We start from the raw sequence: 14576 nt of genomic DNA, 5'->3' as shown, positions 1-14576 counted from the left end.
AACGCTCGCGGGGTCAAGGGAGTGCTCGGCACAAGGCGTCCAGGGCTCCCGACCAGGCGTGGTCCGGTGGTGTGCCGTAGCCCACGACCAGGGCGTCGAGGGAGTCGGGGACGGCGTCGGGGTGTCGGTAGCGGGACAGGCCTTGGAGGGACAGGCCCTGCCAGGCCGCCGCACGCACCACCGACTGTTCGGTGCCCGCCGGGAGTTGGAGGACCGCGTGGAGTCCGGCCGCGATACCCGTGGCGTGAACGGCGGGCGCACGCGCGGCGAGGGCGGCCACGAGGGCGTCCCGGCGACGGCGATAGCGGAGCCGGGCGGCACGGACATGGCGGTCGTATGCGCCGGACGTGATGAATTCGGCGAGGGTCAGCTGATCCATGGCCCCGGTGGACCACCCTCCCCCGCCCTTCAGCGACGTGACCTCGGCCGCGAACGACGTCGGCAGCACCAGCCAGCCCAGACGCAGCCCGGGGGCCAGGGACTTACTGGCGGTGCCCAGGTAGACCACACGGTCGGGGTCCAGGCCCTGCAGCGCTCCGACCGGCTGACGGTCGTAGCGGAACTCACCGTCGTAGTCGTCCTCCAGGATCAGCCCACCGGTACGCCGGGCCCAGTCCACGACGGCGGCCCGGCGGTCCGGATGGAGCGGCACCCCCATGGGGAACTGGTGCGCGGGGGTCAGCAGGACCGCTCGCAGGCCCGCCAAGTCGCCCGTACGCGTGCCGAGTTCATCGAAAGGGAGCGGCGTCGTACGCAACCCCGAGCGATGCAGCAGGTTCCAGTGGACGTCCAGCCCGTACGACTCCACCGCGAGGGACCGCAGCCCCCGCGCCCGCAGCACCGCGCCGAGCAGCGTCAGTCCGTCCGAGATACCGGAGCAGATCACGATGCGGTCCGGGTCGGCCCGTACGCCCCGGGCCCGGGCGAGGTAGCCCGCGAGGGCGGCGCGCAGTTCGGGGCGGCCGCGCGGATCGCCGTAGCCGAGGGCGTCGTACGGCGCGGCGGTCAGCGCGCGGCGGGCCGACTTGAGCCACGCGATGCGCGGGAAGGAGGCGAGGTCCGGGCTGCCGGGGACGAGGCTGTACGCGGGGAGCCCCTGCTCGCGTCTGCCGCGCGGCGCCGCCTCCGGGACCGGCCGCACGACCGTCCGCTCGGCCACCCTCGTGCCCGAGCCCTGGCGCGCGGTGAGCCAGCCCTCGGCGACGAGATCGGCGTACGCGTCGGCGACCGTGTTGCGGGCGATGCCCAGGTCGGCGGCGAGCGAGCGGGAGGACGGGAGGCGGGTTCCGGGGGCCAGCCGCCCGCTGCGCACCGCCTCACGGAGCGCGTCCGTCAGCCCTTTGCGGACGCCGGACCCGGTCAGCTCAAGATGGAAGTCGACCCCGTCGGCCCCCAAAGTGGCCCAAGTATCTGCCATGGAAATGGACCATACCCCTGGGCTACCCGGCTCCTAGAGTCGATCACATGACCACCCACACCGACGAGCGCACGAAGACCGACATGACCGACGAGACCACGAAGTACGCCCCCGAGCACAGCCCCCGTCTGCAATGGGCCAAGCTCGCCCCCGACGTCTACAAGGCGATGATCAAGCTCGACGCGGCGGCCCGGCGGGGCGTGGACCCCGTACTCCTGGAGCTGGTGAGGATCCGCGCCTCGCAGCTCAACCACTGCGCGTTCTGCCTCGACATGCACACCAAGGACGCGCTCGCGGCGGGCGAGAGCGTCGAGCGGATCGTGCAGCTCAGTGCGTGGGAGGAGTCGAAGCACTTCTACACGGAGAAGGAGCTCGCGGCGCTCGCGCTGACCGAGGCGGTCACGGTCCTGACGGACGGTTTCGTGCCGGACGAGGTGTACGAGCACGCCGCCGAGCACTTCGAAGAGGCCGAGCTGGCCCAGCTGATCGCCGCGATCACGGTGATCAACGCGTGGAACCGGTTCGGCGTGACCTGCCGTCTGGTGCCCGGGCACTACCGGGCCGGGCAGTACAAGTGACGGCCACCCAGGGCACGGAGCACACGAAGCGCACGACTCACCTGGACGCCGGGGTGCGGACCGCGATGCAAGGGCTCAGTGCCGCCGCGAAGAGAGGGCTCGGGGACCCGGCTCTCGCCGAGCTGGTCATGATCCGCGCCTCGCAGGTCAACCACTGCGCGTTCTGCCTCGACATGCATCTGGAGCTCGCCCGCAAGCACGGGGTCGACGAGGACCGGATCCAGCTCCTCGACGCCTGGGAGGAGGCCGAGGGCATCTACAGCGAGCGTGAGCGGGCGGCGTTCGCGCTGACCGAGGCCGTCACCGTGCTCACGGACGGCTTCGTGCCGGACGAGGTGTACGAGCACGCGGCCCAGCATTTCGACGACACCCAACTCGCCCATCTCATCGGGCTGATCACCGTCATCAACGGATGGAATCGGCTGATGGTCACCCGACGGATCGCCCCGGGAAGCACGGAATGGTGAGCACGGAATGGTGAACACGGAAGAACGCGGAATGGTGCACACGGATCGTGCCGGGACGCACGCCGCGGTAAACAAGGCCGAGACCTTCCGCGCGCTGCACCGGGGCCGCCTCCCGGGCGACCCGCTGGTCCTGCCCGGACCCTGGGACGCCGCGAGCGCACAGGTGTTCGCGGACGCCGGGTTCCCGGCGCTCGCCACGCCCAGCGCGGGGGTCGCCGCCTCGCTCGGGTACGAGGACGGGGCCACGCCCGCCGACGAGATGTTCGCGGCGGTCGCGCGGATCGTCCGGGCCGTCGACGTGCCCGTGTCCGCGGACGTTGAGGGTGGGTACGGGCTCGCCCCCAAGGAGCTGGTGGAGCGGCTCCTTGAGACCGGGGCGGTGGGCTGCAACCTTGAGGACTCCAACGGGGGTGTCCTCAAGGTTGCGGCCCAGCACGCCGACTGGCTGGCCGAGGTACGGTCCGCCGCCGGTGACCAGCTCTTCGTCAACGCCCGCATCGACGTCTTCGAGTACGGGGACTCCAACCCGGAACGGGTGATCGAGCGGGCCGCGTTGTACGTCGCCGCCGGCGCCGACTGCGTCTATCCGATCGGCGCCCCGGTCGGTGTACTCCCCCTCCTGCGGTCGGGGATCCAGGGGCCGATCAACGTGTTCGCCCGGCCCCACAGCCCCTCACCCGCCGAACAGCTCAGCGGGCAGCTCGCCGGACATCTCTCCGAGCTCGGTGAGCGAGGTGCCACGCGCATCACGTTCGGGCCGGGGTTGCAGCGCCGGGCCACGCATGCGCTGCGGGAGATCGCAGGACACCTCATGGACGCTTCCCAGTCCTTTGACTAAAGTCAAAGGAATATGGAGCCAGTGTCAGCGAACCATGTGAAGGCCCTTCGCCGGTTCAATCGCTACTTCACCCGGCGCATCGGAGTCCTCGACGACCACTACCTCGGCCAGGACCGGCCCCTCGGCGAGGCACGGCTTCTGTTCGAGATCGGGGACGACGGCGCCTCGCTGCGGGAGCTGCGGAGCCGACTCGGCCTGGACGCCGGGTACTTGAGCCGGATGATCCGGGCGCTGGAGACGCAGGGGCTCGTACGGGTGCGTGTGCATCCCACCGACAGCCGGCTGCGGATCGCGGAGCTCACACCGGCCGGGCTTGCCGAGGTCAAGGAGCAGAACCGGCGGGCCAACGCGCTGGCCGAAGGACTGCTGAGCGGTCTCGACGCGGGCCGGCGCGAGGAACTCACCGCCGCAGTGGCCGTCGCCGAGCGGCTGCTGCGGCTGGCCTCGATCACCGTCGAGCTCGTCGACGGCGCCTCCCGCCACGCGCGGGACTGCCTCGCCGCGTACGCCGCGGACATCGATGAACGGTTCCCGGAAGGCTTCGACCCCGCCGCCCTCGTACGGCCCCATGAGGTGTCGGGGGACGCGGGTGCCTTCCTGGTCGCGTACGAGGAAGGGCGCCCCGTGGGCTGCGGGGCACTGCGCCGCCTCGAACCCGGGGTGGGCGAGATCCGGCATGTGTGGGTGCACCCCGCGGCCCGGCGGCTGGGCCTCGCGCGGCGGATCCTCGACGGCCTTGAGCGACAGGCCGTCGAGCGCGGGTGCGAGGTCGTACGGCTCGACACACACGCCGCACTCACGGAGGCGCAGGCCATGTACCGGGCGGCGGGATACACCGAGATCCCGCGCTACGACGACAACGTCTACGCCGCCCACTGGTTCGAGAAGCGGCTCTTCGACGTGACGTGCTGATGCCCGGGCGGTGCAAGCCACCCGGGCATCAGGAACACGATGAGTTGGCTCAGATGAGGCCGAGGCTGCGGACCGCCTCGCGCTCCTCCTCGAGCTCCTTCACCGACGCGTCGATGCGGGCGCGGGAGAACTCGTTGATGTCCAGGCCCTGGACGATCTCGTAGACGCCGTCCTTCGTGGTGACCGGGAAGGAGGAGATCAGGCCCTCCGGGACGCCGTACGAGCCGTCCGACGGGATACCCATGGAGGTCCAGTCACCCTCGGCGGTGCCGTTGACCCAGGTGTAGACGTGGTCGATGGCGGCGTTGGCGGCCGACGCGGCGGAGGACGCGCCACGGGCCTCGATGATCGCGGCGCCGCGCTTGGCGACGGTCGGGATGAAGTCCTCGGCCAGCCACTTCTCGTCGTTCACGGTCTCGGCGGCGTTCTTGCCGGCGACCGTGGCGTGGAAGATGTCCGGGTACTGGGTGGCCGAGTGGTTGCCCCAGATCGTCAGGCGCTGGATGTCGGCGACCGTGGTGCCCGTCTTCTTCGCGAGCTGGGTCAGCGCGCGGTTGTGGTCGAGGCGGGTCATGGCGGTGAAGCGCTCGGCCGGTACGTCCGGGGCGGCGGCCTGGGCGATCAGCGCGTTGGTGTTCGCCGGGTTGCCGACGACGAGGATCTTGACGTCGTCCGCGGCGTTGTCGTTGATGGCCTTGCCCTGCGGCTTGAAGATGCCGCCGTTGGCGGACAGCAGGTCGCCGCGCTCCATGCCCTTGGTACGGGGGCGGGCGCCGACGAGGAGGCCGACGTTCGTGCCGTCGAAGGCGACGTTCGGGTCGTCGGTGATGTCGATGCCCGCGAGGAGCGGGAAGGCGCAGTCGTCGAGCTCCATCGCGGTGCCCTCGGCGGCCTTCAGCGCCGGCGTGATCTCCAGGAGGCGCAGCTTGACCGGCACGTCCGCGCCGAGCAGCTGGCCGGAGGCGATGCGGAAGAGCAGGGCGTAACCGATCTGGCCGGCCGCGCCGGTGACGGTGACGTTCACGGGAGTGCGGGTCATGGCGTTCTCCGTATGACAGCTGGCGGTGGGGCGTCCCTGCCCCGGGTGCAGGATCTTCCCCTGCGGCCGCCGCAATGATCGATCAAAGGTACCGATGATCGATCTCTCGGCGTCAAGAGAGATCCGCCGTCAGGCTATCGCGCATCCGGGACCCCAGGTGTCCGGGTCCGTGTGGCCCACCCCACAGAACCCTCCGGGAGGACCTTTTTCGCCCCCGCCGCCCCTACCCGACCCATCCCTTCCTGGGGGCTGCGCCCCCAGACCCCGCTGAAAGATTGCGCCGTTCCCCGCGCCCCTCAACTGTCGGCTGCGGGTGGGTGGGGGCTGGGCGCGCAGTTCCCCGCGCCCCTAAAAGCCCGGGGCACAACCCCATGCTTTTAGGGGCGCGGGGAACTGCGCGGGCAACCCCCACCCAGCCGCAGTCAAACGAACCAGGGCGGGCGGGGGATCGCGGGGCGAAGCCCCGCGCCGTCAGGGGCGCGGGGAACTGCGCAATCCTTGAACGCCTGCCCCCACCAACCGCTACTTCGTGCAGCCCTTCTGGCCCGACTTCAGCGTCGCGCACGCCGTTGCGTCGCCGGCGTCCTTGACCGCGACCATCGGGGTGTACGCGTCGGTGTCCGTGTCGACCGCCCCGGTCTGCTTGGCGGCGGTACCGGAGGACACTTCGACCCGGTCGCCGGGCGCGGCCTGGGTGATGCGGGCCCAGGCGGCACCGCAGGTCTTGCTGTAGCGCACTTCCACGAGGGTCGTACCGACGGTGACGCTGGTGGTGGTCTTGGCCAACTCCCCGCCGCAGCCCATGTTCTCCGGGTCCTTGCCCGTGCAGTCCGCGCCGCTGCACTTCACCCCGGCCGGCAGGTCGGGGTTGGTGCTGGCGGAGGTCGTGGGCGTTGTGGGCGTGTCGCTCGCGTTCTTCTTGTCCCCGCCGCTGGTGAGGTAGACGGCCACGGCTATCACCACGAGCGCCCCGACGATCCCCGCGAGGAACATCGTGAGCCGCCGTCCGCGCCGTGCCCCGCCCCCGGCCCCCGCACCAGCCGGCCGGGCGTCCTGCGGGGGACCCCCCGCCGGCCGGACCGGCCCGACCAGCGCCGCAGGACCGAACTGCCCGGCCCCGTCGGACGGCGGGGCGGCAGCTCCCCAACTGCCGCCCCGCCCGGCCCCACCGGACGAAGACTCGCCGGACGAAGACCCGCCGGACGAGGACCCGCCGTAACCGGAGCCGGCACCGGCACCGGCACCGCCGCGCGAGCCACCCCCGAACGGCGAAGCCCCGTATGACGACGACTCCCCCGCGTCGGGCCCGGACGGCTGCGCCGGCACGGACGGCGCCGACGGCGGGAACGTCGGGGCCACTCCGGCGGGCCCGGCGACCCCGGGCATCGCGGTCGCACTGCTGCCCTTGCGGGCGGCCTGTTGCCCGTTGCTCCCCTTCGCCGGAGTCGGCCCGAACTCCCCGAGCGCGGCGCGCGCCTGGGAGATCCGGATCGCTTCCATGGTCATGTCGTGGCGCATCTCCGAGCGGCTCCAGGCGCGCTCGGCGAGCTCCCACATCGTGGTGAGGTGGATGGGATTGGTCCCGGTCACCTCGGCCAGGGCGACGATCGCACCCTTGGGCGCGAGCAGCCGGCCGTTGAGGTAACGCTCCCAGGACGTCTTGCTGTAGCCCGTGCGGTCGGCCACGGCGGCGATGCTCAGCCCGCTCCGGTCGACGAGTCGGCGCAGCTGACTGGCGAACTCCCTGACCTGCGGATCGAGTTCATCCGGCAAGGCCCTCCAACGAGGCATTGCTTCTCCCCCCTCATTGCATTCCCCCCGTACGTGCCTGACTGTTCTCCCCGCGCGTGGCGCGCCCCTCCGCCGAGTCCCCGTTCTGGCTACCCACAGGGATGCACTCGGCCAGGATCTCAGTTCCCGGGATGGGGGCGCACGGGAGCATTCGGGCCGGGGCATGCACCGTTGCACGCCCGTTGGGCTGCGGTCCAGTGTCCCACCGGCATCGTGTACGACCGGTCGAACCTCTGACCTCGCACGGGACGTACCGGACCGTCCCGATTGCCCACGTTATCCCGGCTGTTGTGATGGATCAGTGCAAATCCTTGAACTTGTCAAGACATCGACACAACGGGAACACACGAACGACCTCAGGAACCACGAGAGTGATCAGCTCACCCGAGGGTGACGGCCCCGGCCAGGGCGACCAGGAGAAGAGCGAGCAGGAACAGAGCGGCGTAGAGGAGCAGACGCCCCGTGGCGGGCTTGGGCTCCGGCACCTCGGGCACGTCCCACCAAGGAAGCGTGGGGTCGTCCTCGTACATATCAGGGATGGGCTCGCCGAAGGAAGGACGGACGTAAGGACGGGCGGAAGGACCGGCCGACGGGTCGGCAGACGGGTCGACCGACGCGTCGGCGGACGAGCCTGCGGACGGGTCGCCCGACGGGTCACCGGACGGGCCCACGCTCACCGGCACCCGCGGCCACACCCGCACCGCCAACTCCCAGCGCACGCTGAACCGTTCGGTGTCCGCGCCCCCGAGACCCGCGACCCGGCAGAGCGCGACGACCGCCTGCCGGGGCGGCGGCTGGGTCGCGTTGAGGTAGCGCTGCCAGGAGGACTTGCTGTACGCGGTGCGCGCACCCAGGGCGACCAGGCTGAGGCCGGTGCTGTCCTTGAGCCGCCGCAACTGCTCGACGAAGTGGCTTACCTCCGTCGGAAGTTGCTCCGGCAGCGGCTGCCACGCACTCATCGATGACCTCCCTCGGCGCTCTCTCAGCGGAGGGACGACACCGAGGCGCGGACGGTTCCCCAGGGGCGATGGACTGCGTCAGGGGCGGCACGCGCCCGGTTCCCGTCGCACGGCGCGGACTCCGTAGCGGAATGGTCACTTCCGTGCCACAGCGAACTGCCAGCTGTTGAACAGCCTGTTCCTGTGCACAAGTGTTGGCCCCGGGCGGAACACCCGCCCTGTCGCGGCCCGTCCTTACTCGGGGGAGGGGACGGGCCGCATCCATGTCCGACGCAACGCGCGGCCCGCAGCGCGCGCCGCTCCGAGTTCCGGGCTGAGCGCTCAAGCGCTCAGCTCTCAAGCGCTCAGCGCACCGTGAAGTGCAGCGTGTCGTCCAGGAACGGGATCACCAGCAACGGATTGGGCTGCGCCATCAACGCGAGCAGCACGATGGCCACGCCGAGCACCCCGTACGTGAGCATGTCGGTGAAGCGGGAGCGGACCGCCAGCATGCCCACGTCGGGCAGTATCCAGCGCATCACGGCGCCGGCCAGCAGCGCGGCGCCGATCAGGATCGTGCCGTACCGGAACACGTCGAGCGCGGTCAGCAGCAGACCGAGCCCGACGGCCGACAGCACGGTGAGGATGGGCCACTGGCGCGCGGGCGCCGGGGCGTCCCCGGGCGCCGCCCGGCCGCCGCCCTCGGGCCGCGCCGTGTCCCTGGTGAACAGCGGGAAGCGTCGCGTGGTGCGCCGCGGCTTCCCCTCGGCGTCGGGCGCGCTGACCGCGTCCCGCGCGGTGGGCTCGCCGCCGGAGGCGCTCACAGCGTCCCGTACGGCCGACTCGGCATCCCGAAGGGCCGACTCGGCGTCCCGCGTCTCACCATTCTTGGAGCCGCCTTCAGCCGACACTGCGCTCCGCCGCTTCCACCACGTTGACGAGCAGCTGGGCGCGGGTCATCGGGCCGACGCCGCCGGGGTTCGGGGAGATCCACGCGGCGACCTCGGCGACGTCCGGGTGGACGTCGCCGACGATCTTGCCCTCGGCGCTGCGCGAGACACCTACGTCGAGGACGGCGGCGCCCGGCTTCACGTCCTCGGCGCGGATGAGGTGCGCGGAGCCCGCCGCGGCCACGATGATGTCGGCGCGCTTGAGGTGGGAGGAGAGGTCACGGGTGCCGGTGTGGCACTGGGTCACCGTGGCGTTCTCGCTGCGCCGGGTGAGCAGCAGCGGCATCGGGCGCCCGATGGTCACTCCACGGCCGACGACCACGACCTCGGCGCCCTTGATCTCCACGCCGTAGCGGCGCAGGAGGGTGAGGACACCGTTGGGCGTGCAGGGCAGCGGGGCCGGCTCGTTCAGCACGAGACGGCCGAGGTTCATCGGGTGCAGTCCGTCCGCGTCCTTGTCCGGGTCCATCAGCTCCAGGATGCGGTTCTCGTCGATGCCCTTGGGGAGCGGCAGCTGGACGATGTAGCCGGTGCAGGCGGGGTCCTCGTTCAGCTCACGGACCACCGCCTCGATCTCCTCCTGCGTGGCGGTCGCGGGCAGTTCACGCTGGATGGAGGCGATGCCGACCTGGGCGCAGTCGCGGTGCTTGCCGGCGACGTACTTCTGGCTGCCGGGGTCGTCACCGACCAGGACGGTCCCCAGGCCGGGCGTGACGCCCTTCTCCTTCAGGGCCGCCACGCGGGCGGTCAGATCGGACTTGATCGCGGCTGCGGTGGCCTTGCCATCGAGAATCTGGGCGGTCATGGCCCCATCCTCCCGGATGACCCGGCCCTGGTTCCAATCCGGCCCCCCTGCCACTCCCCGGCCGCCCCCCAGCCGCCGTCCGGCACCGGTTCGACGTCCTCGCCGACGACGGTTCGATGTCCTCGCGGGCACCGGTCCACCCGTATCCGGCCATGATCAGTGATGTTGCACTTGCACAACACATAAGGAATGCGGCTGGACAAGTAAGAGTCGGCTAAAGAACGATGAGTAGACAGTGCCGCGGGCAGTACCGGGGGGACGGACCGCTCTGTAGAAATTCCTCCGAACCGTGCCGCGTCGTCCCCGCACCAGGCAACGGAGGAAAACCCGCCATGAGTTTCGGCGACCCGAACAACCCTTACGGGCAGCCGCCCCAGCAGCCCCCCGCCGCTCCGCCGGCCGCTCCCGGTTACGGCTACCCCGCCGCTCCGCCCGGCGTACCCCCGCAGGGCTACGGCTACCCGCAGCAGCCGGCGTACCCCGGCTACCCCGGCGGCAACCAGATGCTTCCGCAGACGATGCCAGGACTTCTGGTCACGGCCCGCGTCTTCCTGTTCCTCATCTCCGCGGTGCAGATCCTGGCGGCTCTGGGCTGGTTCTACTTCGCCGCCATTGCCAACGACGTCTCCAACGCGGCGGACAGCTACAGCTCGTCGTCCGACGATCCGTTCGGCGCGTTCGGTGACGGTGCCGGCATCGCGTCGGGCGTCCTGGTGGTCATCGGCCTGATCGCCGCTGCCCTGGCGACCCTCTCGATCACCCTCGGCGTGAAGTTCGGCAAGGGCGGCCAGGGCGTCCGGATCACCACGGTCGTCTACGGCGCCCTCGGCGGCGTCATCGGCCTGATCTCGCTGTTCGTCGGCCTGGACTCCGGCCTCGCCACCGCGGTCATCTTCCCGCTGATCTGGGTGACGTTCGCGGCCATCATCACGGCGGCTCCGGTCGTGCCGAGCGGCACCGCCTGGTTCGCGCGCCCGCGTTACTGATCAGCCTCGCACCACCGAACAGTCCGGCGTTACTGAGCAGTTCACGCCATGCGCTCCAAGGGCCGTGTCTCACCTGTAAAGGGGGGCACGGCCCTGGTGCGTCTGCCTACGCTGAATTCCGTAGCCGCGCGTGCGCGGGGAGACCGGCCTTGTGCAGCATCGTCGTGGGCCCCCACGTACTGGATCAATGCGATCGCGAACGACGGAAGCGGCGGCCCGCCAAGCCGCCGTGGCCTCTGGCCCTCCCCCGGGGGAGGGCCAGAGGCCACGGCGATGACGCGATCGGGTGCGACCGGGTGCGATCAGTGGAAGAAGTGGCGGGTGCCCGTGAAGTACATCGTGACGCCCGCCTTCTTCGCGGCCTCCACGACCAGCTCGTCACGGACCGAACCGCCGGGCTGAACCACGGCCTTGACGCCCGCCTCGGCGAGAATCTCGAATCCGTCGGGGAACGGGAAGAACGCGTCCGAGGCGGCGTACGAGTCACGGGCGCGCTCGGCGCCCGCCCGCTCGACCGCGAGCTTCGCGGAGTCGACGCGGTTGACCTGGCCCATGCCGACGCCGACCGAGGCGCCGTCCTTGGCGAGGAGAATCGCGTTGGACTTGACGGCGCGGCAGGCCCGCCAGGCGAAGGCCAGCTCGTCGAGCTCGCCCTCGTTCAGGGCATCGCCGGTCGCGAGGGTCCAGCTGTGCGGGTTGTCGCCGTCGGCCTGGAGGCGGTCGGTGACCTGGAGCAGCGCGCCGCCGTCGATCTGCTTGACCTCGACCGGGTTCGCGGGCGCCCTGTGGGCGCGCAGCACACGGATGTTCTTCTTCTTGGTGAGGGCTTCGAGGGCGCCGTCCTCGTACTCGGGCGCGACGATGACCTCGGTGAAGATCTCGGAGACCTGCTCCGCCATCTCCCTCGTCACCGGCCGGTTGACGGCGATGACACCCCCGAACGCGGACAGCGGGTCACAGGCGTGCGCCTTGCGGTGCGCCTCGGCGACGTTCGACGCGACCGCGATCCCGCACGGGTTGGCGTGCTTGATGATCGCGACGCAGGGGTCCTCGTGGTCGTACGCGGCACGGCGCGCGGCATCCGTGTCCGTGTAGTTGTTGTACGACATCTCCTTGCCGTGCAACTGCTCGGCCTCGGCCAGGCCGCCCGTGCCGTCGACGTAGAGCGCGGCGCCCTGGTGCGGGTTCTCGCCGTAGCGCAGGGTGTTCTTGCGCTCGTAGGTGTGGCCGAGGAAGTCGGGGAAGCCGCTCTCGTCGGCGGCCGCGTAGTCGTCCGCGAACCAGGAGGCGACGGCCACGTCGTACGCGGCGGTGTGCTGGAAGGCCTCGGCGGCCAGCCGCTTGCGGGTGCGCAGGTCGAAGCCACCGGTCCTGACGGCGGCGAGGACGTCGCCGTACCGCGCCGGGCTGGTGACGACGGCCACGGACGGGTGGTTCTTGGCGGCGGCACGGACCATCGAAGGACCGCCGATGTCGATCTGCTCGACGCACTCGTCGGGCGACGCGCCCGAGGCGACGGTCTCGCGGAACGGGTAGAGGTTCACGACGACGAGGTCGAACGGCTCGACGCCGAGCTCGACGAGCTGCTGACGGTGGCTGTCGAGCCGCAGGTCGGCGAGGATGCCCGCGTGGACCTTCGGGTGCAGGGTCTTGACGCGGCCGTCCAGGCACTCGGGGAAGCCGGTCAGCTCCTCGACCTTGGTGACGGGGACCCCGGTCGCGGCGATCTTCGCGGCGGTGGACCCGGTGGAGACGAGCTCGACACCGGCGTCGTGCAGCCCGCGAGCCAGGTCCTCCAGCCCGGTCTTGTCGTAGACGCTGACGAGCGCGCGACGAATGGCCCGCTGGTTGCTCTCGGCCGTGACAGTGATGTCGGCGGTCACTGGATAACTACCTTTCGTCCCTCAATGCGATAGCCGTTGCGGGCGAGCCGCCCCACGACATCGACGAGCAGCCTTCGCTCGACTTCCTTGATGCGCTCGTGCAGAGCGCTCTCGTCGTCCTCGTCCCGGATCTCCACCACGCCCTGAGCGATGATCGGTCCGGTGTCGACGCCGTCGTCGACGAAGTGGACGGTGCATCCGGTGACCCGCGCGCCGTACGCGAGCGCGTCGCGTACGCCGTGGGCCCCCGGGAAACTGGGCAACAGGGCGGGATGTGTGTTGACGAACCGCCCCCCGAACCTGGCGAGGAATTCCTTCCCCACGATCTTCATGAACCCCGCGGAGACGACGAGGTCGGGCTCGTGGGCGGCGACGGCCTCGGTGAGCGCGCGGTCCCACTCGTCCCGGCTGTCGTAGTCCTTGACGCGTCGGACGAAGGTGGCGATCCCGGCCCGCTCGGCACGCGCGAGCCCTTCGATGCCGTCGCGATCGGCGCCCACGGCCACGATCTCGGCCCCGTAGCCCTCGGGTCCGTCCTGCGCGATGGCATCGAGCAATGCCTGCAGATTCGTACCTGATCCGGAGACCAGCACGACGAGGCGCTTGGTCTTGGCCACGGCGGGGCCCTTTCTCGGGGGAGCGTTTGTACGGTCGTACGAATGCTTCGCGCCCCGGGATACGGGGAAGTCTACGAACCGGCCGACCGTCAGCAACGATACCGGCACACCGGGCGGCCCCCACGGGACGGGGGCGTGGCCGGAAGGTAGCGTCTGGGGAGGATCCACCCGGGAACACCGTCCAGCACGGGGAACGCCCTGCGTGCGCAGGACGTTGACCAGGGACGGGTACGCACGCTTGGGGCGCGAGCCCTGGGCAGGAATCCCTGGGACGCGAGTCCGGAGCGGGGTGCTCGGGGTGCGAGCCCTGGGTACGACGCTCGGGGCGCAAGTCTCGGGGCACGTTGCTCGGGGTGCGAGCCCGGAGTATGACGCTCAGGGTGTGAGCCCGGAGTGCAGAAGCTCGGGGCGCGCGTCGCGAGCACGATGCTGTGTGGACAACGCCGCCCGCCAGAACCACCAAGGGGAAGACGCACACCTGATGCCGGACCGCAGTCTCCGACTCCCTCCGCTCCTGCTGCGCGAGCAGCGCCCTTCGCCTACCCCGCCGCGGTCGAGCGGGGACGTGCCGACGGGCGGGAACGGCTCCGCAGGCGGACGTGGCCCCGTGGGCGGACACGGCTCGGCGGGTGGAAACGGTTCATCGGGCGGGACGGGTCCCGACGCTCCCGACTCGGACGACAATCCGTTCGCGCCGCCGCCCGAGGGAACTCCCGACCGGCCGTGGCAGCCGAGGCGGCCCGCGAGCGGGCAGGGTGCGGACGAGAACGGCGGGGCCGGCCAGAACGGGCAGTCCCCATGGGGCAGCCAGTGGAGCGACCGGCAGCCCGGGCCTTCGACCGGCGGCCGTTTCGGTGACCGGCCGGGGGCTCCGCAGGGTCCGGGTGGTCCGGAAGGGTCCGGCGGTGGTCCGGGAGGGCCGGGGACCGGGATGCGCTGGGACCCGACGGACCCGGCGCAGCGGCGTGCGCGCTATGCCCTGCTCTCCGGCATGTGGGCGTTCTTCTTCGCCCTCTTCAACTGGCCGTATGTGGCGTTGCTGCTCGGTGCACTCGCTCTGTACTGGGGTGGCAGTGCGCTCCGGGCCAAGCCCCGGACTCCGGACCCGGATGCGCCGGCGCCCGATCCGAATGTGCGTCCCCAGACGACCGCCGCGGTGAGCGGGCTTGTCACCGCGTCGCTCGCCATCGTCATGGTCGCGGCGACCTTTACGGCACACCTCGTCTACAGCGACTACTACTCCTGTACGAATGACGCCCTCACGAACGCGGCGAAGCAGTCCTGCAACGACCTCCTGCCGAAGGAGCTGCGCGGCTTGCTGGGGACGCAGGGCTGATCCCGTTCCTGGGGCTCCG

14 protein-coding genes are annotated in these 14576 nt (G+C 70.9%); 6 read left to right on the top strand and 8 right to left on the bottom strand.

All coding sequences use genetic code 11. The features are described 5' to 3' along the window. Positions 1-13: 13 nt before the first annotated feature. Positions 14-1417: a PLP-dependent aminotransferase family protein gene (locus AB5J50_RS30995; protein WP_369261435.1), complete on the bottom strand. Its 1404-nt coding sequence runs from the start codon at positions 1415-1417 to the stop codon at positions 14-16. Positions 1418-1464: 47 nt separating this feature from the next. On the opposite strand from AB5J50_RS30995, the gene AB5J50_RS30990 reads away from it, so the two are divergent. The 4 genes from AB5J50_RS30990 to AB5J50_RS30975 all read left to right on the top strand — a co-directional run bounded on the left by AB5J50_RS30990 (position 1465) and on the right by AB5J50_RS30975 (position 4212). After that, complete coding sequence (locus tag AB5J50_RS30990; RefSeq protein ID WP_327431125.1) at positions 1465-1995, top strand: carboxymuconolactone decarboxylase family protein; 531 nt, start codon at positions 1465-1467, stop codon at positions 1993-1995. 65 nt (positions 1996-2060) lie between these two features. After that, complete coding sequence (locus AB5J50_RS30985; RefSeq protein ID WP_369265558.1) at positions 2061-2462, top strand: carboxymuconolactone decarboxylase family protein; 402 nt, start codon at positions 2061-2063, stop codon at positions 2460-2462. A gap of 31 nt (positions 2463-2493) precedes the next feature. Beyond that, a complete protein-coding gene (locus AB5J50_RS30980) occupies positions 2494-3300 on the top strand; it encodes an isocitrate lyase/phosphoenolpyruvate mutase family protein (protein WP_369265557.1) in 807 nt (268 codons plus the stop codon). Positions 3301-3312: 12 nt separating this feature from the next. Then, positions 3313-4212 (top strand): GNAT family N-acetyltransferase, encoded by a 900-nt coding sequence (locus AB5J50_RS30975; protein WP_369261434.1) that lies wholly within the window; start codon positions 3313-3315, stop codon positions 4210-4212. 49 nt (positions 4213-4261) lie between these two features. On the opposite strand, the gene AB5J50_RS30970 is transcribed toward AB5J50_RS30975, so the two are convergent. From AB5J50_RS30970 to AB5J50_RS30950, 5 genes are all read right to left on the bottom strand, one after another. Continuing rightward, a complete protein-coding gene (locus AB5J50_RS30970; protein WP_369261433.1) occupies positions 4262-5251 on the bottom strand; it encodes a malate dehydrogenase in 990 nt (329 codons plus the stop codon). A gap of 522 nt (positions 5252-5773) precedes the next feature. After that, positions 5774-7042 carry a DUF2690 domain-containing protein gene (locus AB5J50_RS30965; protein ID WP_369261432.1) on the bottom strand — a complete coding sequence of 423 codons (1269 nt, stop codon included), beginning with the start codon at positions 7040-7042 and terminating at the stop codon, positions 5774-5776. A gap of 380 nt (positions 7043-7422) precedes the next feature. Further along, a complete protein-coding gene (locus AB5J50_RS30960; protein ID WP_369261431.1) occupies positions 7423-8001 on the bottom strand; it encodes a helix-turn-helix domain-containing protein in 579 nt (192 codons plus the stop codon). Positions 8002-8345: 344 nt separating this feature from the next. Then, positions 8346-8804: a DUF3017 domain-containing protein gene (locus AB5J50_RS30955; RefSeq protein WP_369265556.1), complete on the bottom strand. Its 459-nt coding sequence runs from the start codon at positions 8802-8804 to the stop codon at positions 8346-8348. Between the two features lie 76 nt (positions 8805-8880). Beyond that, positions 8881-9735: a bifunctional methylenetetrahydrofolate dehydrogenase/methenyltetrahydrofolate cyclohydrolase gene (locus AB5J50_RS30950; protein WP_369261430.1), complete on the bottom strand. Its 855-nt coding sequence runs from the start codon at positions 9733-9735 to the stop codon at positions 8881-8883. 332 nt (positions 9736-10067) lie between these two features. On the opposite strand from AB5J50_RS30950, the gene AB5J50_RS30945 reads away from it, so the two are divergent. Continuing rightward, positions 10068-10721: a hypothetical protein gene (locus AB5J50_RS30945; protein WP_369261429.1), complete on the top strand. Its 654-nt coding sequence runs from the start codon at positions 10068-10070 to the stop codon at positions 10719-10721. Positions 10722-11023: 302 nt separating this feature from the next. On the opposite strand, the gene purH is transcribed toward AB5J50_RS30945, so the two are convergent. Together purH and purN are read right to left on the bottom strand one after the other, a co-directional pair. Further along, entirely contained in the window at positions 11024-12604 is a 1581-nt protein-coding gene (purH, locus tag AB5J50_RS30940; protein WP_369261428.1) for a bifunctional phosphoribosylaminoimidazolecarboxamide formyltransferase/IMP cyclohydrolase, read from the bottom strand. After that, complete coding sequence (gene purN / locus AB5J50_RS30935; RefSeq protein WP_369261427.1) at positions 12601-13221, bottom strand: phosphoribosylglycinamide formyltransferase; 621 nt, start codon at positions 13219-13221, stop codon at positions 12601-12603. Before purN ends, purH begins: the two co-directional genes overlap by 4 nt. A 481-nt stretch (positions 13222-13702) precedes the next feature. Here purN and AB5J50_RS30930 point away from each other — a divergent pair, with 481 nt between their 5' ends. Further along, complete coding sequence (locus AB5J50_RS30930; protein WP_369261426.1) at positions 13703-14557, top strand: hypothetical protein; 855 nt, start codon at positions 13703-13705, stop codon at positions 14555-14557. The last annotated feature ends 19 nt before the right edge of the window (positions 14558-14576 follow it).

The organism is Streptomyces sp. R35 (assembly GCF_041053035.1).
Classification (GTDB): Bacteria; Actinomycetota; Actinomycetes; order Streptomycetales; family Streptomycetaceae; genus Streptomyces; species Streptomyces lutosisoli.
Note: the sequence above shows the minus strand (reverse complement) of the source record. Positions and strands in the feature narration are given on the sequence as shown.